This is a genomic window from Kitasatospora sp. NPDC114501 (genome assembly GCF_055633695.1).
Genome location: NZ_JBVKDS010000010.1, coordinates 209,220 through 225,834 on the forward strand (window position 1 = coordinate 209,220; position 16,615 = coordinate 225,834).

The 16,615-nt window shown below is 73.9% G+C and carries 12 protein-coding genes and 2 pseudogenes; 6 read left to right on the forward strand and 8 right to left on the reverse strand.

What is annotated here, in order from left to right:
- Positions 1-284 precede the first annotated feature (284 nt).
- A complete protein-coding gene (locus ACZ7RU_RS20460; RefSeq protein ID WP_470342334.1) occupies positions 285-1,616 on the reverse strand; it encodes an MFS transporter in 1,332 nt (443 codons plus the stop codon).
- 326 nt (positions 1,617-1,942) lie between these two features.
- Here ACZ7RU_RS20460 and ACZ7RU_RS20465 point away from each other — a divergent pair, with 326 nt between their 5' ends.
- Entirely contained in the window at positions 1,943-3,583 is a 1,641-nt protein-coding gene (locus tag ACZ7RU_RS20465; protein ID WP_470342335.1) for a hypothetical protein, read from the forward strand.
- Between the two features lie 30 nt (positions 3,584-3,613).
- On the opposite strand, the gene ACZ7RU_RS20470 is transcribed toward ACZ7RU_RS20465, so the two are convergent.
- Positions 3,614-4,102: a VOC family protein gene (locus ACZ7RU_RS20470; protein WP_470342336.1), complete on the reverse strand. Its 489-nt coding sequence runs from the start codon at positions 4,100-4,102 to the stop codon at positions 3,614-3,616.
- A 137-nt stretch (positions 4,103-4,239) separates the two neighbouring features.
- Here ACZ7RU_RS20470 and ACZ7RU_RS20475 point away from each other — a divergent pair, with 137 nt between their 5' ends.
- On the forward strand, positions 4,240-5,532 hold the full coding sequence (locus ACZ7RU_RS20475) for a hypothetical protein (RefSeq protein WP_470342337.1): 1,293 nt from the start codon (positions 4,240-4,242) through the stop codon (positions 5,530-5,532).
- A gap of 224 nt (positions 5,533-5,756) precedes the next feature.
- Positions 5,757-7,247, forward strand: coding sequence for an alkaline phosphatase PhoX (locus ACZ7RU_RS20480; RefSeq protein WP_470342338.1), 1,491 nt, complete (start codon positions 5,757-5,759; stop codon positions 7,245-7,247).
- Here ACZ7RU_RS20480 and ACZ7RU_RS20485 read toward each other — a convergent pair.
- Positions 7,235-8,878 (reverse strand): PucR family transcriptional regulator, encoded by a 1,644-nt coding sequence (locus ACZ7RU_RS20485; RefSeq protein ID WP_470342339.1) that lies wholly within the window; start codon positions 8,876-8,878, stop codon positions 7,235-7,237. The genes ACZ7RU_RS20480 and ACZ7RU_RS20485 overlap by 13 nt on opposite strands.
- Positions 8,879-9,273: 395 nt before the next feature.
- On the opposite strand from ACZ7RU_RS20485, the gene pruA reads away from it, so the two are divergent.
- Positions 9,274-10,902: an L-glutamate gamma-semialdehyde dehydrogenase gene (pruA, locus tag ACZ7RU_RS20490; protein ID WP_470342340.1), complete on the forward strand. Its 1,629-nt coding sequence runs from the start codon at positions 9,274-9,276 to the stop codon at positions 10,900-10,902.
- Positions 10,903-11,062: 160 nt separating this feature from the next.
- Entirely contained in the window at positions 11,063-11,992 is a 930-nt protein-coding gene (locus ACZ7RU_RS20495) for a proline dehydrogenase family protein (protein WP_387758356.1), read from the forward strand.
- Positions 11,993-12,160: 168 nt separating this feature from the next.
- On the opposite strand, the pseudogene ACZ7RU_RS20500 reads toward ACZ7RU_RS20495, so the two are convergent.
- Both ACZ7RU_RS20500 and ACZ7RU_RS20505 read right to left on the reverse strand, forming a co-directional pair.
- A pseudogene (locus ACZ7RU_RS20500) lies at positions 12,161-12,361 on the reverse strand (Uma2 family endonuclease); the annotation flags it as partial.
- Positions 12,330-12,620, reverse strand: a pseudogene (locus ACZ7RU_RS20505) (Uma2 family endonuclease); the annotation flags it as partial. The pseudogenes ACZ7RU_RS20505 and ACZ7RU_RS20500, both read right to left, overlap by 32 nt.
- A gap of 163 nt (positions 12,621-12,783) precedes the next feature.
- On the opposite strand from ACZ7RU_RS20505, the gene ACZ7RU_RS20510 reads away from it, so the two are divergent.
- A complete protein-coding gene (locus tag ACZ7RU_RS20510; protein ID WP_470342341.1) occupies positions 12,784-13,476 on the forward strand; it encodes an RraA family protein in 693 nt (230 codons plus the stop codon).
- Positions 13,477-13,480: 4 nt separating this feature from the next.
- Here ACZ7RU_RS20510 and ACZ7RU_RS20515 read toward each other — a convergent pair whose 3' ends face one another.
- From ACZ7RU_RS20515 to ACZ7RU_RS20525, 3 genes are all read right to left on the reverse strand, one after another.
- Positions 13,481-13,969 carry a GNAT family N-acetyltransferase gene (locus ACZ7RU_RS20515; RefSeq protein WP_470342450.1) on the reverse strand — a complete coding sequence of 163 codons (489 nt, stop codon included), beginning with the start codon at positions 13,967-13,969 and terminating at the stop codon, positions 13,481-13,483.
- Positions 13,970-14,057: 88 nt separating this feature from the next.
- Positions 14,058-15,023, reverse strand: coding sequence for an SGNH/GDSL hydrolase family protein (locus ACZ7RU_RS20520; RefSeq protein WP_470342342.1), 966 nt, complete (start codon positions 15,021-15,023; stop codon positions 14,058-14,060).
- 125 nt (positions 15,024-15,148) lie between these two features.
- Positions 15,149-16,507 (reverse strand): TerD family protein, encoded by a 1,359-nt coding sequence (locus ACZ7RU_RS20525; protein WP_470342451.1) that lies wholly within the window; start codon positions 16,505-16,507, stop codon positions 15,149-15,151.
- Positions 16,508-16,615: the final 108 nt, after the last annotated feature.

Sequence of the window (16,615 nt, forward strand, 5' to 3'; positions counted from 1 at the left end):
AGGTGGACGGTTCTCGGTCCCATGCCCCGTCCCTCACCAGGCCGGGTGGAGGGCAAAACGATCCCTCGGGGCCGATTGGGAAAACGGAAACCACCCCCCCTCCGCCCCCGGCCGGGCGGCCCGCGGCGAGGGCGGGGGCGGGCGCCCGCCGGCAGGCGGTGGGGAACGGTGGGGGACATGCGCAGCGAAGGGGATGATGCGCGGGTGTTCACCCGGCGACGGATGAAGCGGAACGCCGCTGCCCGGGACTTCGGAGGAAGTCCCGGGCAGCGGCGTTCCGTTCGTCAGCCGTGCTTGGGCTTGCGGGCGACGGCGACGGCCAGGGCGGTGCAGAGGAGGGCGGCGAGGGCGGCGAAGCCGCTGACGGCGGGGAGGAGGCCGTAGCGCTGGACGAGGGCGCCGACGATGACGATGGGGAGGGAGCTGCCGAGGTAGACGATTACCCAGAGGGAGCTGAGTTCGGAACCGCGGCGTTCCGGGTTCATCGCGGCGACGGCGGTGGTGAACAGGGAGCGGAAGGCGACGCCCTGGCAGGCGCCGCCGAGGACGCTGCCCATGAAGAGCAGGGCGGGCGTGCCGGTGTACCCGGCGGCGACGACCAGGGCGAGGCCGGTGGCCAGGCCGGTCATGCCGAGGGCGATGACCAGGCGGTCGGCGGTCGGCGGGACGACCAGCTGGGCGGCGGCCGAGGAGCCCAGCAACAGGGCGGCCACAACCGCGCCGGTCAGGTGCGAGGACGTGTGGAGCAGCTTGGCGGAGAAGGCCGGGGCGAGGGCCAGGTAGACGCCGAAGACGCCGTACGAGATGAAGCCGGCCGAGGCGGCGAGCAGGAACTCGCGGCGGCCGGTGCGCGGCAGCCGCAGGCGCTGGGGGCGCAGGTGGGCCGGGGTGGTGATCCGGGGCGGCGACGCCGGCGGGCGGCTGCGGCCGGGCATCCGGGGGTGGACCACGGCGAGTGGCACGCACAGGGCCAGCAGGGCGATGGCGTGCAGCAGGAACGGCGTCAGCAGCGGGTCGGAGCCGCCGGCCAGCAGGGCGCCGACGATCGGTCCGAGGGCGACGCCGCCCGCGGAGCAGGCCAGGGTGAGCTTCGCGGCGAGCGTCGGGCGGTCGGGCAGCAGGTCGCCGAGGGCGGCCCCGGCGGCGCCGGTGGACAGGCCGACGGCGATGCCCTGGACCGCCCGGCCGGCGGCGAGCTGCCAGAAGCTGCCGGCGGTGGCGAAGACGACGTCGCCGGCGGCGGCCAGGGCGACGGCGGGCAGGATCAGGGCGCGGCGCCCGAGGTGGTCCGACCAGTGGCCGACCACGGCCAGCACCGGGACCAGCGCGAACACGTAGACCGTGAAGAGGATCGTGGTGTCGAGCGGGCCGAGCCCGAGGCGCTGCTGGAGGAGCGGGTAGATCGGCGTCGCCAGATTGGCGCCGATCAGCATCAGCAGCAGGGCGGCGGCCACCAGGCCGACGCGGACTCCGCGCAGCGCGTTCCAGCGGCTGATCGCGGCGAGCTGGAGCTGGGGCCGGGGCGCGAGCTCCAGGGGAAGCAGGGCCTCCGACAGTCGGCGTCCGTCGAACTGCGCGGTGCGCAGGCCGGAGCCGGCGGGGGAGAGGTCCGCCATGTAAGGGATCTCCTGTGGCAGGGCACCACCGGGGTCGGCGGGGTGTGCCGGCGCGCCCGTCCGGAGGCGCTGTGGTGGTGGCCGCGGTGCGGGGCTCCCTGGTGGAGCGGATGAGCTGTGAGAAGTGGGCTTCGTTGCCCGGTGGTCCGCGCGGGGTGTGCGCGGTACCAGACCGAAGGATAAAGGGTGGGCGCACGCCCACGGCGCGCGCCCCTGGGTGCGCCCCGTACGGCCGGGCGTCGGGGGTGCCCGGCCTATACGCTGAGGTGGTGGATCGGTACGCGGCGCTGTTGGGCTGACCGCTGGCTGAGGGAGAGCGCACAACGATGGCCGGACGACGTCGCAAGAACACCGGGGCCCCGGCGGGGGAGGGCGCGGCCGAGGCGGTGCTGCCCGCCGACCTGGAGCTCCAGGACCTCTACGGGGCGTTCGCCGCGCACGGGCTGGACGACGAGGACCTCGACGACGCGGCCGTCCTGGTCCCGCCGGTGAAGCTGCCCGCCGAGCGCGAGCTGGCCGCGCAGGCGAAGGCCGTACCGATGTTCGGGTACGCGCTGGCGCTGGCCCGCTGGGCCGCCCCGCACCGGACGGTGGACGAGTTCGGCGACCTGGTCGAGGACGACCGGGCCCCCGCGGCCCGGCTGCTGGGCCTGGCCCCGGCCGAGGGCGAGGTGCCCGAGGAGGCCGAGGTCGAGGCGCTGCGGGCCTGGTCGCTGGCCTGCGACCTGGACCTGGTGGAGCTGGGCACGACCACGGAGGGCGAGCACGTCGCCGTCCCGGGCCCGGACCTGGAGCCCGCCGAGCAGGGGGACCCGGAGACCGTCCTGGAGCTGTGGCTGACCGCCGCCGGGATCGTCCGGGAGCTGGCGGTGGAGGCCGACTCGCTGCCGGAGGAGGATGGCGCGGCCCGGGAGGCGCCGGCCGAGGGGACTGAGGGCGCCGGGGAGGACGAGGAGGACGAGGACGGCCTGAACGAGGTCGAGGAGGCCCGCGACGAGGCCGCCGAGCTGCTGGACGAGGCCCTACAGGTGCTCTACGAGACCACCGCCTTCGCCGAGCCGGGCAACGAGACCGTGCCGCTGGGCGTGCTGGCCGCGCTGCTGGTGGTCCCGGAGGGTGAGGAGCCGAGCGAGGAGCTGCTCGGCGACATCACGGACGTGATGGTCGCGCTGGACCCGATGCTGGGCGACCTCGCCGAGCTCGGCCTGCTGGAGTACCGCCCGATCGACCCCGAGCTGTTCGACGAGGAGGACGGCGAGGAGCCCGCCGTGGTCGGCGAGGAGCCGCTGGACGAGGAGGAGTCTGCCCGCTTCGGGCTGGTCCGGCTCACCCCGCTCGGCCAGTACGGCATCCGGCAGTGGCTGCTGGAGGACGGCTACGACGCGCCGCTGGTCGGCGACCTGGCCCAGGGGGACGCGGCCGAGCTGCTGCGCGGGGTGTGCGAGTCGGCCAACGTGCTGCCGGAGGAGGAGCTGCGGGTGTGGACCGCGGGCCGGGAGCCGGTGGCGGCGGCCCGCGAGCTGCTCGCGGCGGCGCGCGGCGCCGACGGCTACGGCCCGCTGCGCCGGATGCTCTGCGTCTCGGCGCTCAACCTGCTCGGGCCGGACGCGGCGCCGGCCGTCCGGGAGGTCATGGACGACCCGGAGCTGGGCGGCGCGGCGCGGGCCTGGCTGACCGCGCAGGGGGCGACGGACGTGCCGGTGCCGGACCGGGCGATGGCGCTGTGGACGGTGGTCGACACCTTCGCCGCCCAGCTGCTGGACAACGGAGGGGACGCCGAGCTGCTGCGCGAACTGATCACCGACCTGCCGGTGAACGGCGATCCGGCCGGGTGGTTCGGCGAGCTGTGGCGGGTCGACCACCCGTACACGGCGGACGTCCTGGAGGCGATCGGGGAGCTGCACCCGGACCGGACGCTGGCCAAGGAGGCGCGCAAGGCGGCCTTCAAGGCGCGCTCCAGGAACTGAGCGGGCGGGGGCGGGTGCGGGTCCGGGTGGTCAGGGCAGGTCCAGCGAGCCGTCCTCGGTGAACGGGAAGAACGGGTTGTGGGCCAGCTCCCAGAGGTGGCCGTCCGGGTCCTCGAAGTAGCCGGAGTAGCCGCCCCAGTCGGTCGGCACCGGCGGCTTGACCACCACGGCGCCGGCCTCGACCGCCGTCCGCAGCGCGGCGTCCACCAGCGCGGGGGACTCCAGGTTCACCGCGAGGGTGACGCCGCGGAAGGAGGGCTCGCCGGTGGCGGGCACGCCCGCGTCGGCGGCCAGCTCCTCGGTGGGGAAGAGGCCGAGCGCCGAGTCGGCGGTGCGGAACCAGACGATCTCCGGACTGGAGGCGGCGGAGCGCTTCCAGCCGAGCGCCTCGTAGAAGCGGGCACTGCGCTCGAGGTCGGTGACCCCGAGGGTGACGATGCTGATCCGGGCGGGGAAGGTGCCCTGCGCGGTCCGGTCCTGCGCTGCGTCGTTCCGTGCTGCGTCGTTCTGTGCTGTCATGCCGCCCAGGGTAGGGACGGCGGCTGACAACCGGGCCTCCTGACACGGCCACCGCCCCCGTCCGGGGGTGGAGCTGATGACCCGGCAGCTGCGGGCACGTAAGGTGGCGTCAGCGGTGCGGGTGCGAGGAACCGGGGGTGCGGCACAGGATGATGCGGGAGAGCGGCGGCAGGCACCAGAAGCGGGACACCGGGTTTTCGGGGTCCGCCCCGGCTCCGGGCCGACCGGTCCGGGAGGACCGTTTCGCCGGTCCGCCCGTCGAGTCCGCCGGCCGGCCCGCGGACCGGTTCACCGACCAGGAGGAGTTCTCCCGCCGGACGCTGGAGGCCGCCGACTTCCCGGTGTACGGCGTGGCCGCCGGAACCGCCCCCGCCTCCGCCTCTGCCGACGGAGAGCCGGCCGACGGAGAGCCCGCCGACGGGGCGCCCGCCGGTGAGGCGCTGGCCGCCTTCGAGACCTCCGGCGGCGAGCTGCGCTGGGTCGAGGTGCAGTGCGGCGACTGGCGCTCGGCGGCCGGCCCGTACGTGACCGTGCGCACCTACCGGCCGGGCGCCGACCGGGTCGAGCAGCTGCCCGAGCTGGAGGACCTGGTCGAGGACGAACGGGACCGCGTCTACGAGCAGTTGGGCATCGACGAGGGCGACGGGCCGGGCCGGGTACGGGCGTTGCGCGCTTGGATCACGGTGGACGGCGAGCCCTGCGCGGTCGAGGTGCACGAGGACCGGCCGGTACCGGAGCCGGGCGCCCCGGCGGCGGACGGGCCGGCGCCGGTGTGGGCCGGGCGGCTGCGGGTCGGCGGGTTGACCGTGACGGTGTGCGGGCGCGGGGTGGCCCCCGGCGCGGTGGAGCTCGGCTCGATCGGCGACTTCGAGCGCTGTCTGCGCGGGCGCACCGAGCTGCTGCGCGACCTGGCCGCCCGGCGGGCCCGCCACGTGCCGGTCGAGGAGCGCGAACTGCCGCCCGCCGTCGGGATGGAGGCGCACCGGGCGCTGATCGCGCAGACCGTCGCCGAGTCCGCCGCGATCGAGGCGCAGGTGCGGGTCGGGCGCACCCCGCGGCTGCCGCGCGGGCTGCGCGGGGAGGTCGGCGCGGTGCGCTGGGAGGCGGCGGTGCGCCAGCAGATGCGGCTGGCCACCGAGAGCCGGCAGGAGGCCGTGGCGGCGGTCACCTCGATGGTGAACCACCTCAACCGGCTCTCCCAGCAGACGCATTGGCTGGTCGGCACGGCGGAGGGCGAGGCGGCCGTCGAGGAGGTCGTCCGGTACACGGTGTTCGCGAGCGAGGTGGCGAGCCTGCCGGCGCAGCGGGCCTGGGAGCAGCTGTGGCGGGAGCGGCCGGGCGGCGGCGGGGCGGGGGTCTGGGAGGAGCAGCGGCTGGCCGAGCAGCTGTGGCTGTCGGCCTGGGAGCAGTGGCGGGCGGCGCGGCGCTGACCGGGGGCGCCGGCCCGCAACCGGCGGAGGGGCTCCGGCCTCGGCGGTTCTGACGGGGACACGCGTAAAGCGGCGGTCATGCGGCGGTCATGCGAAGGTCATCGGTCGGCCAATGGCCGCCTGGGTGTGAGGTGGACGTCATGTCGGGTTCACCCGTCCGGCGGAGCCTGCTGGGCGTCGGCATCCCGCACCGACGCCCCCGCTCATCCTCAGGAGTTGCTGCCATGTCGCTGTCCCGCCGGGACTTCGTCAACCGTTCCACCCTCGTCGGGGCCGGCGTGCTGATCGCCGGCAGCGCCGAGGCGCTGGCCAGCGCCCCGGGCGCGATCGCCGCCCCGGTCGGTGGCGAGGCCCCGGCCGCCGCGGCCGCCGGGACCAACTCGGCCGCCGGCACCGCCATCGGCTACGGCCAGCTGGTCCAGGACCCGGCCGGCCTGCTGTCGCTGCCGAAGGGCTTCTCGTACAAGGTCCTCAACCGGGCCGGCGTCACCAAGCTGCGCACCGGCGAGTTCACCCCGAGCAACCACGACGGCACCTCCGCCTTCGAGGACGAGCGCGGCGGCAACCTGATGGTCGTCAACCACGAGCTGTCCGGCTCCCGCGACAAGTGGCCGCACCCGGTGCCGCTGACCGAGGGCCACGTCTACGACCCGGGCGCGGCGGGCGGCTGCACCATCGTGCACGCCAAGCGGGACGGCTCGGTGGAGCAGTGGGTCGGCATCGCCGGCACCTCCACCAACTGCGCCGGCGGCGTGACGCCGTGGGGCACCTGGCTGTCCGGCGAGGAGACCGAGGACAAGGCCGGCAAGAACGGCTTCACCAAGGACCACGGCTACATCTTCGAGGTCGACCCCTTCGACGACGACTACAACCGTGACCCGCAGCCGGTGAAGGCCTTCGGCCGCTACGCGCACGAGGCCGTCGTGGTGGACCCGAAGCGCGGCCACGTCTACCTGACCGAGGACGCCTCGAACCCGAACGGCCTGCTGTTCCGCTGGACCCCGCCGGCCGGCTTCAAGCACGGCCGCTACAAGCTGCGCCAGCTGGCCGCCGACGCCGGCGTGCTGGAGGCCTTCAAGGTCTTCGACGCGCAGGGCAAGTTCGTCGACGACCTCTCCCGCGCCACCAAGGTCGGCACCACCTACGGCGTGGACTGGGTCAAGGTCCAGGACCGCGACGCCAAGTCCGTCTCGGTGCGCAAGCAGTTCAAGGACGGCGAGGTCACCCGCGCCCGCAAGCTGGAGGGCATGTGGTGGGGTGACGGCGGCTTCTACTTCGTCTCCAGCTACGCCCGTTCGGAGAGCCCGCTCCAGCACGACGGCCAGGTCTGGTTCTACAACCCGAGCCGCCGCACCATCACCCTCAAGGTGCTGCTGGGCGTCAACAACGACGTCTGGGGCGACCACGACAACTTCGACGGCCCGGACAACATCACCGTCTCGCCGTACGGCGGCATCGTGATCGCCGAGGACGGCGAGGGCGTCTCGCACCTGTTCGGCGCCACCGAGGACGGCCTGGTCTTCCCGATCGCCCGCAACGAGCTGAACATCGGCACCGCCGAGAAGCCCGAGTTCAGCGAGTTCACCGGGGTGACGTTCTCGGACGACGGCAAGACCCTGTTCGCCAACATCCAGACCCCGGGCATCCAGCTGGCCATCAGCGGCCCGTGGCGCCGGCTGAACGAGCACAAGCGCGGCCAGGGCTACGGCGAGTGACCCTCGGCGTGTGACCGGCTGCCCGCGGACCACTCGTCCGCGGGCAGCCGCAGTTGCAGCATCGCCAGCAGGCGCTGCTGCGGCTGGGTGAGGTCGACGCCGGTCAACTGCTCGGCGCGGCGCACCCGGTAGCGCAGGGTGTTGGGGTGGATGTGCAGGGCGTCCGCGGCCACCCGGACCTCGCCGAGCGCGTCCAGCCAGGCCAGCACCGACTCGGCGAGCCGGGTGCCGTGCCGGCGGTCGTACTCGGTGAGCGCGGTCAGCCGCGGGTCGCGCAGACCGGTGCGCTCCTGGAGCAGCGCGACCATCTCGCTGACCAGCACCTCCGCCTGGACGTCGATCAGCGCCGCGACGTCGAGGTCCACCCCGCCGCGGCCCATCGCGTCCAGGATGCGGTCCGCCTGCGCGCGGGACTCGGGGACCCGGGCCAGGCCGTCGACGGTCGAGCCGATCGCGGCGCGCAGCGGGACGCCCAGGTGCTCGCGGGCGGCCGTCACCACCTCGGAGGCCCAGTCGCGCACGGTGGTCATCGGCAGGCCGGGCGGCAGCTCCGGCAGCAGCACGTACACCCGGGAGTCGATCGGGGCGAGCAGCGCGGTGCGGTGCCGGGCGGCGGTGTGCACCGAGATCAGGCCGGTGACGTCGGAGCGGTGCAGCGCGTCGGTGGTGCGCGCGCTGTAGGCCAGCACGGTGGCCGGGCGGCGCAGGTCCAGGCCGAGGTGGGTGGCGAGCGACTGGGGGCCGGTGGAGCCCTCCAGCAGGCCGGTGAGCAGGGTCTGGGTGAGCCGGACGTCGGCGGACAGCTCCCGGCGGCGGCGCACCAGCTGGGCGGCCGCGACCCGGGCGGCGCCGACCAGGGCCTGTTCGGCCAGCGGGGCCAGCGGCTGGGCGCCCTCCTGCACCCAGATGGTGCCGAGCGGCTGCGCCCCGGCCCGGATGCCGACCGCCAGACGGCGGCGCAGGCCCAGCTCGGGGTGCGGCTCGACCGCGATCGGGGCGTCCGAGCTGCGCAGGTGCTGGAAGATGCCCCACTCCCGGAGCTTGGACAGGTACGGCTCCGGGCCCTGCCAGCCGAGGATGGACAGCCGACGCAGGTCGTCGACCTCGTCGGAGTCGGAGGAGCGGGAGTAGGCCAGCACCCGGCTGGAGGTGTCCTCGATCGAGACGATGCCGTTGGTGAGCACGGCGACGGTCTGGGCGAGGGAGAAGAGGTCGCCCGCGTTGGGCTCGGGGGCGCCGGGGGCGTCCGGGGCGTCCGGGCCGGCGATGATCGCCCGGGCCAGCGAGTCGAGGTGCTCCCAGCGGGTCTCGCGGCGCACCGAGAGCAGGGCGACGCCCGCGTCGGTGGCGGCCTCGCGCAGGGCGTCGGCCTGGCCGGGGCCGTCCAGCTTGACCGCGACGGCGGCGGCGCCGGCCCGGCCGGCCGCGCGCAGGGCGGGCAGGGCGGCGCGGCCGCGGGCGCCGATCGCGAGCACGAGTTCGCCGGGGGCGGCGGTCGGCGGGTCCTCCGGGTCGAGGATGGCGACGTCGCGCACCGGGACGTCCAGGCCCAGCGGGGCGGCCTGCAGCTCGACCAGCGGTTCGCCGAGGGACATCAGCAGTTGACGGAGCGGCAGGCCGGGCGTGGTCAATCCGGGCCTCCTTCATCCGCTCGGACAACGGCGTGTGGTTGATTTTAGCCGGGCGGACAGAGTCTGGACGCGCGAACCCGTCGCCGACCGCAGCACGAGTACCCCGCCTTCGGAGTCTCGCTGTGTGGGCCGGTGGTGCGCGGGGGTTCCAGCCGGAGCGTGGACCCCTGGTCCGAGCCGGGGGGTGTGCGCCGGTGGTGTGACTGGTGCGGCGGGTGAGGGCGGTTCGTGACCGCGGCGTGACCCGATTCGTCGGTCCGGACAACGCCGTACGGGGGAATTTAGCCGCCCGGCCAATCATGTGGCCGGTGGCCAGGAATAGCGTTCGTGCTGTGGCCGGCGTGCGACCCGCGCCGGCAGTCCCCCCGCACTGAACGAAGGAGAGCGTGCGCTCTATGGACGCTGTGACCCAGGTCCCCGCGCCGGTGAACGAGCCGGTCCACAGCTACGCCCCCGGGAGCCCGGAACGGGCTCGCCTGGAGGCCAAGCTGAAGGAGCTGGGCGGCCAGGAGCCGGTCCAGCTGACCATGACGATCAACGGTGAGCGCCGGATGGGCGGCGGCACCGAGATCCACGTCGTCCAGCCGCACAACCACGCGGCTCGGCTCGGTACCCTGCGCAACGCCACCCAGGCCGACGCGCAGGACGCCATCGACGCTGCCCTGGCCGCCGCCCCGGCCTGGCAGGCGCTCTCCTTCGACTCCCGCGCCGCGATCTTCCTCAAGGCCGCCGACCTGCTGGCCGGCCCCTGGCGCGAGACCCTGGCCGCCGCCACCATGCTCGGCCAGTCGAAGACCGCCCAGCAGGCCGAGATCGACACCCCCTGCGAGCTGGTCGACTTCCTGCGCTTCAACGTGCACTTCGCCCGCCAGATCATGGCCGAGCAGCCGATCTCCTCGGACGGCGTGTGGAACCGCAGCGACCACCGCCCGCTCGAGGGCTTCGTCTACGCGATCACCCCGTTCAACTTCACCGCGATCGCCGGCAACCTGCCGACCGCGCCCGCGCTGATGGGCAACGTGGTGCTGTGGAAGCCGTCCCCGACCCAGCAGTTCTCCGCGCACCTGCTGATGCAGCTGCTGGAGGAGGCCGGCCTGCCCAAGGGCGTCATCAACATGGTGACCGGCGACGGCCTGGCCGTCTCCGAGGTCGCGCTGAAGCACCCGGCGCTGGCCGGCATCCACTTCACCGGCTCCACCGCCACCTTCCAGCACCTGTGGCGCGAGGTCGGCAACAACATCGCGGGCTACCGCACCTACCCGCGGATCGTCGGCGAGACCGGCGGCAAGGACTTCCTGGTCGCCCACCCGTCCGCCGACCCGAAGGTCCTGAAGACCGCGATGACCCGCGGCGCCTTCGAGTTCCAGGGCCAGAAGTGCTCGGCGCTGTCGCGGGCCTACGTCCCGGCGTCGATCTGGGCCGGCCTCAAGGACGAGTTCGCCGCCGAGGTCGACGGCCTCACCATGGGCGACGTCAGCGACCTGTCCAACTTCATGTCGGCGGTCATCGACGAGCGCTCCTTCGCCAAGAACAAGGCCGCCATCGACCGCGCCCAGGCCGACCCGCAGGTCGAGGTCCTGGCCGGCGGCACCTACGACGACTCGGTGGGCTACTTCGTCCGCCCGACCGTCCTGGTCTGCCAGGACCCGGCGAGCGAGTACTTCAAGGACGAGTACTTCGGCCCGATCCTGGCCGTGTACGTCTACGAGGACGAGAAGTACGAGGAGATGCTGGCCCAGATGGAGTCGGTGTCCGCGTACGGCCTGACCGGCTCGATCATCTCCCAGGACCGCGCCGCGGCCCAGGACGCGATGCACAAGCTGCGCTTCGCCGCCGGCAACTTCTACATCAACGACAAGCCGACCGGCGCCGTCGTCGGCCAGCAGCCCTTCGGCGGCGGCCGGGCCTCGGGCACCAACGACAAGGCCGGCGCCAAGCAGAACCTGGCGCGCTGGACCTCGACCCGCTCGATCAAGGAGACGTTCGTCCCGCCGACGGACTACCGCTACCCGCACATGGGCTGACCAGCCCCTCCGACCGCACGGCTCGTCCATCGGCCACCGGTCACCCGCGACGCCCGGTCCCGCAGCCGGGCGTCGCCCCTCCGGGGCGGCGGGCACACCCCCGCCGCCCGCCGCCCCGGCCTTTCTGCCACCCTTGGAAACACCAGCTCCAGGAGTCACGATGCTCCGTTCCGCCCTTCTCGCGGCCTCCCGGTCCCCGCAGGTCCGCACCGTGGTCGAGAAGTTCCCCCCGACCCACGCGATAGTCGAGCGCTTCGTCGCCGGCGACGTCCTCGACGACGCCGTCACCGCGACCGACGACCTGATCGCCACCGGCCGCAAGGTCACCCTGGACCACCTCGGCGAGGACACCCAGGACGCCGCCCAGGCCGCCGGCACCGCCGAGGCGTACGAGCACCTGCTCAAGGCCCTCAAGGAGACCGGCCTCGCGGCCGGCGCCGAGGTGTCGGTCAAGCTGTCGGCCGTCGGCCAGTTCCTCCCGGTGGACGGCGAGAAGATCGCGCTGGAGAACGCCCGCCGCATCTGCGCGGCCGCCGCCGACGCGGGCACCACCGTGACCCTCGACATGGAGGACCACACCACCACCGACTCCACCCTGGCCATCGCGCGTGAGCTGCGGGCGGACTTCCCCTGGCTGGGCGTCGTGCTCCAGGCCTACCTGCGCCGCACCGAGGCCGACTGCCGTGAGTTCTCCGGCGCCGGCTCCCGCGTGCGCCTGTGCAAGGGCGCCTACAAGGAGCCCGAGTCGGTCGCCTTCCAGGGCAAGCACGAGGTCGACCTCGCGTACGTCCGCGCCCTGAAGATCCTGATGGCGGGCGAGGGCTACCCGATGATCGCCTCGCACGACCCCAACATGATCAAGATCGCCGGCCAGCTGGCCCAGTGGAACGGCCGCAAGCGGGACTCCTTCGAGTACCAGATGCTGTTCGGCATCCGCCCCGAGGAGCAGCTGCGCCTCGCCGGCGAGGGCAACACGATGCGGGTGTACCTCCCGTACGGCCAGGAGTGGTACGGCTACTTCATGCGCCGCCTCGCCGAGCGCCCGGCCAACCTGACCTTCTTCCTGCGCGCCATGGCCACCCGCGGCTGACCCGGCGCCCCAGGCCACGGCCCGCACCCCTGACGGGGGGTGCGGGCCGTTCGCGTTCCTGGAGGAAGCCCTTGGTGTCCAGCTCGAACTCGAACGGGGCGGGAAGGCGAGCGGTTCGCCGAAGGCCGCCAGGTGCACCTCGGTGTACTCCTCGCGGTGCGGCTGGCTGAAGAGGCTGACCTGGGATTTCTCCCGATCGATGAGGAGGTGGAGCGGGACGCCGGCTCGCGCGTAGCAGTGGCGCTCTGCGATGCCGTCCTGGTCGGGCTTGCTCGATGCGACCTCGGCGACCATGGCCACGCCGTCCGGTTCCCTCCAGGGCGGGGCGCCGCGGAAGAGGCGGGAGTTCTCGCGGCGCGAACGTCGCATCGGGGATGACGTGGTTCTTCGGACAGAGACCGCCGCTGATCAGACGGAGGCCCTTGCCGCCGGACACTTGCATGGGGACCGCTGATCTGCCCTTCACCTGGTCGATGAGAAGGTCGATGCAGTCCTCGTGATCGCCGTCCGGCGGTGGTGCCACGATGATCTCCCCCTCGATGAGCTCGGCCCGGAAGCCTTCGGGGGAGTGCAGGCTCAGGAAGCTCTCCAGCAGGATGTCGGCCTGCGATGGGGAGTCCGTGATCATGCGCCACAGCACTCATGACGCCCCTCCTTCAGGTGGCCGTCCCGCTGTTCGCTGCTCGGCGGGGGCAGGCCGTATGCGGCGGAGTTTCACTCGATGGTGTGAGTTTGAAGCCGGGCATAGGATCCGGGCTGGTGAACTGGGCTTCCGGTGAGAGGAGTTGGGGATGCTGAAGGCCTTCGAGGGGTTGTCGACGCCGTTGGTGGCGGATGCCTGCGTGCGGCTCGGGGTGGGGTTGCGGGTGGCGCCGGCGGGGGTGGGGGCGGTGGTGCCCGGGGCCCGGGTGGCGGGGCGGGTGCTGCCGGTGCGGCACTACGGGAGCGTGGACGTGTTCCTGGAGGCGTACGGGGCGGCCCGGGACGGGGACGTGCTGGTGGTCGACAACGGCGGGCGGACCGACGAGGCCTGCATCGGGGACCTCGCGGTGCTGGAGGCGCGGGCCGCCGGGGTGGGCGGGATCGTGGTGTGGGGGCTGCACCGGGACACCCCCGAGCTGCGGGAGATCGGGCTGCCGGTGTTCAGCTACGGGGCGCTGCCGCTCGGGCCGGTGCGACTGGACGACCGGGAGCCGGAGGCGCTGCTCACGGCGGGGTTCGGGCCGCACCTGGTGAGCGCCGAGGACGTGGTGTTCGCCGATGCGGACGGGGTGCTGTTCGTGCCCGCCGACCGGGTCGCCGAGGTGCTGGAGACGGCCGGTGCGATCGCCCGGACCGAGCGCGCGCAGGCCGCGCGGATCGCCGCCGGGGACACCCTGCGCCGGCAGACCGCCTTCGACGACTACCTGGAGCGGCGCGCCGCCGACCCGGCGTACAGCTTCCGGCAGCACCTGCGGCGGGTCGGCGGGGCGATCGAGGAGTAGGGGGCTACAGCGGCCGGTACATGACGTGCAGGCCGACGTAGCCGTCCACCGGGTGGTGGAAGGCCTCGGGGACGGTGCCGACGATCTCGAAGCCGAGCGACTCGTAGAGCTTCACGGCGTGGTGGTTGTTGGCGACCACCGCGTTGTACTGCATGGCGCGGAAGCCGGACCGGCGGGCCCAGTCGAGGGTGTACTCGACCAGGGCCCGCCCGATCCCCCGGCCGTGGTGGGCCGGGTCGACCATGTAGCTGGCGCTGGCCACGTGCGAGCCGTTGCCGGGACGGTTGCGGTTCATGGTGGCGGTGCCGAGGACCCGCCCGTCCTCGTCCACCGCGACCACCGTGCGGTTCGGGGCGGCGAGCATCCACCACTCCCGGCCCAGCTCGGACGGCATGTCCAGGGGGTAGGGGAAGGTCTCGCCGGCGGCGACGATCGTACGGAAGAACGGCCAGATGGCGGGCCAGTCCTCGGGGGCGGCCTCGCGGATGTCGATGGGCATCGGACCAGGATGGGCCCCGGCGGGCGGGCCGGCCAGCGGTTTTCCGCCGCCCTCCCGCCCGCCGGGCGCGGGCGGCGGCCGGTCAGCTGCCGAGGACGGCGTCCTCGACCAGGGCGGCGGTGTGGGCCTGGCCGGTGGCGTTGGGGTGCACCACGGCGTACTTGAGGGGCAGGACGCTGGTCAGCACGCCGTCCAGCCAGTGGTCGGCGTCGCAGACGCTGTGGCCGGCGCTGGCGGGGTAGAGGTCCACGAAGGTGTCGCCGTGGGCGGCGGCGCTCCGGGCGATGACCGCGTTGAGCGGCTCCAGCAGCGCGGTGCGGGCCCAGGCGAGGTCGCCGGTGGTGAAGGTGCCGAACTGCAGGGGGTTGCCGTACTGGCAGCGGGCGGCGTCCTCGGGGACGAGGTGCGGGTAGCCGACGGTGAGGACCCTGGCGGACGGCGCCTTGGCGTGCAGCGCGGTCAGCATCCGGTCGTAGTCGTTGCGCAGCCGGTCGAGGCGGTCGGGCAGGCTCGCGTCGAACTTGTCCTTGCAGGGCGTGCCCCGGCCGAGCTGGACGGCGCCGAGTTCGATGCAGCTCTTGAGGATCTCGGCGAAGCCCAGGTCGTTGCCGCCGACTCCGACGGTGACCAGGTCGGTGGCCGGGTCGACGGCGTCGATCTGCGGCGGGACGGGCGGGTAGGGGCCGTTGGGGTCGGTGCCGAGCGGTGGGAGCGGACGGCCGAGCGGGGACTGCGCGTTCACGTGGACGCTGTCGGTGGTGGCGCCGCTGCAACTGACGTTGCGCAGCTCGACCAGGGAGCCGAGGTCGCGGCGGAGGATCTCGGGATAGGACCGGACGGTGCGGGCGCAGCCGTCGCGCGGCTCGGTCTCGGCGCCGGTGGCCTCGATGACCCCGGCGGTGTAGGAGTCGCCGAGGGCCGTCCACCGCAGTGCGGTGGCGCGGTCGCCGGGCCGGGTGGCGGCCTGGGCGGTGGTGGGTGTGACCAGCGCGGCGGCGAGCACGGTGGCGGTGCCGGCGACGGCGAGGCGGGACAGGAAACGTGGCACGGCTCTCCTCCTCGGGGTGCGGGGGAGAGTGCGATTCACCCCCCGGAGAGTCAATCGAGTCGCCGGAGGGACGACTTGATGCCTCTGGGGGGTGAATTCGCGGGCGCCAGGGTGACGCCGGTGGGCTACAGCGCGGCGGCGGCGGGCTCGATCATCGCCCGCGCGGTCTTGCCGTCGACGTACTCGCCGAGCGCCGTCATCTCCCACTCGCCGCCCGGGCGGCGGACCAGCTTGCACATCATCACACCGGTATGGGGCTCGGAGTTGGTGAGGTCGAAGCGGACCAGCTCCTCCTCCGTCCGGGCGTCCAGCAGGCGGCAGTAGGCGTCGCGCACGTCGGTGAACTTCTGGCCGGAGAAGGAGTTCACGACGAAGACCAGCCCGTGGACCTCGGCCGGCAGGCCCTCCAGGTGGACGGTGATCACCTCGTCGTCGCCGCCCCCGCCGCCGACCAGGTTGTCGCCGGAGTGGGAGATCGCGCCGTTGAAGATGTTCAGCTTCATGAACCAGGCCGTCTCCAGCCGCTTGTGCCGGGCGTCGAAGGCGAGGCAGGAGGCGTCCAGGTCGACGTCGCGGCCGCGGGCGGCGGACTTCCAGCCGAGGGCCATCCGGACGGAGGAGAGGAACGGGCGGCCGTTCTTGACCAGGGAGACCGAGCTGCCCTTGGCCAGGTTGACCCGGCCCTTGTCCAGGGTGATCTTGGCGGGGGCGGCCGGAGCGGGGGACTCGGCGGACGCCGGGGGAGCCGCGGGCGGGGCGGCCGGGACGGCGGTCTGGCCGGTCACGAGGGCGATCCGCGGGTCGACCGGGGCGGTCCCCGGTGCGGGAGGTGCGGGAGGCGCCGGAGGGACGGGAGGTGCGGCCGGCGGGGTCGGGAGCTGGACGGTCCGGTCCAGCGGGCCGGGCGGGGCGACCGCGGCCTCGGGGGCCGGCGGCGCGGCCGGTGCGACTGGCGCGGCCGGTGCGGCGGGGGCCGGCGCCGGGGCCGGGGAGTCCTCGACGGAGACGCCGAAGTCGGTGGCGATGCCCGCCAGGCCGTCGGCGTAGCCCTGGCCGACCGCGCGCACCTTCCAGGCGCCGCCCCGCAGGTAGACCTCGACCACGATGAGCGCGGTCTCCAGGCCCAGCCGCGGCGGGGTGAAGGTGACCAGCACCTCGCCGGTGTCGGCGTCGCGGACGGTGGCGGTGGGCTCCATCCCGGCGAAGGTGGAGACCTGGTCGGCGGGGCTCGCGGTGACCACGATCTTGGTGATGCCGGCCGGGACGGCCCGGGTGTCGACGGTGATCGCGTCCGGGGTGCCGGCGGTGGCCGGGCGGTGGCTGACGCCGGGGCCGTTCGGGGCGTTGAAGAAGACGAAGTCGTCGTCCGAGCGGACCTTTCCGGCATCGGTCAGCAGCAGGCCGGAGACGTCCAGCGCCTTGGGCGCGGCGACCTCGACGGTCACTCGCGCGGCGGTCAGCGGTGCGTTGCCGCCTTGGGTCAGGACGGTGGACACGGACTCCTCCTCGGGTGCGGAACGGCGGCCCGGCCGGGGCCCACGGGGACGCCGGGCCGGGTGCTGCTCACAGTAACGAACGAGGGTGCGGGGATG

Excerpts from the sequence above, each read along its gene's own strand:
- ACZ7RU_RS20460 (WP_470342334.1), bottom strand. The coding sequence starts at position 1,616 with ATGGCGGACCTCTCCCCCGCCGGCTCCGGCCTGCGCACCGCGCAGTTC.
- ACZ7RU_RS20465 (WP_470342335.1), top strand. The coding sequence starts at position 1,943 with ATGGCCGGACGACGTCGCAAGAACACCGGGGCCCCGGCGGGGGAGGGC.
- ACZ7RU_RS20470 (WP_470342336.1), bottom strand. The coding sequence starts at position 4,102 with ATGACAGCACAGAACGACGCAGCACGGAACGACGCAGCGCAGGACCGG.
- ACZ7RU_RS20480 (WP_470342338.1), top strand. The coding sequence starts at position 5,757 with ATGTCGCTGTCCCGCCGGGACTTCGTCAACCGTTCCACCCTCGTCGGG.
- pruA (WP_470342340.1), top strand. The coding sequence starts at position 9,274 with ATGGACGCTGTGACCCAGGTCCCCGCGCCGGTGAACGAGCCGGTCCAC.
- ACZ7RU_RS20495 (WP_387758356.1), top strand. The coding sequence starts at position 11,063 with ATGCTCCGTTCCGCCCTTCTCGCGGCCTCCCGGTCCCCGCAGGTCCGC.
- ACZ7RU_RS20510 (WP_470342341.1), top strand. The coding sequence starts at position 12,784 with ATGCTGAAGGCCTTCGAGGGGTTGTCGACGCCGTTGGTGGCGGATGCC.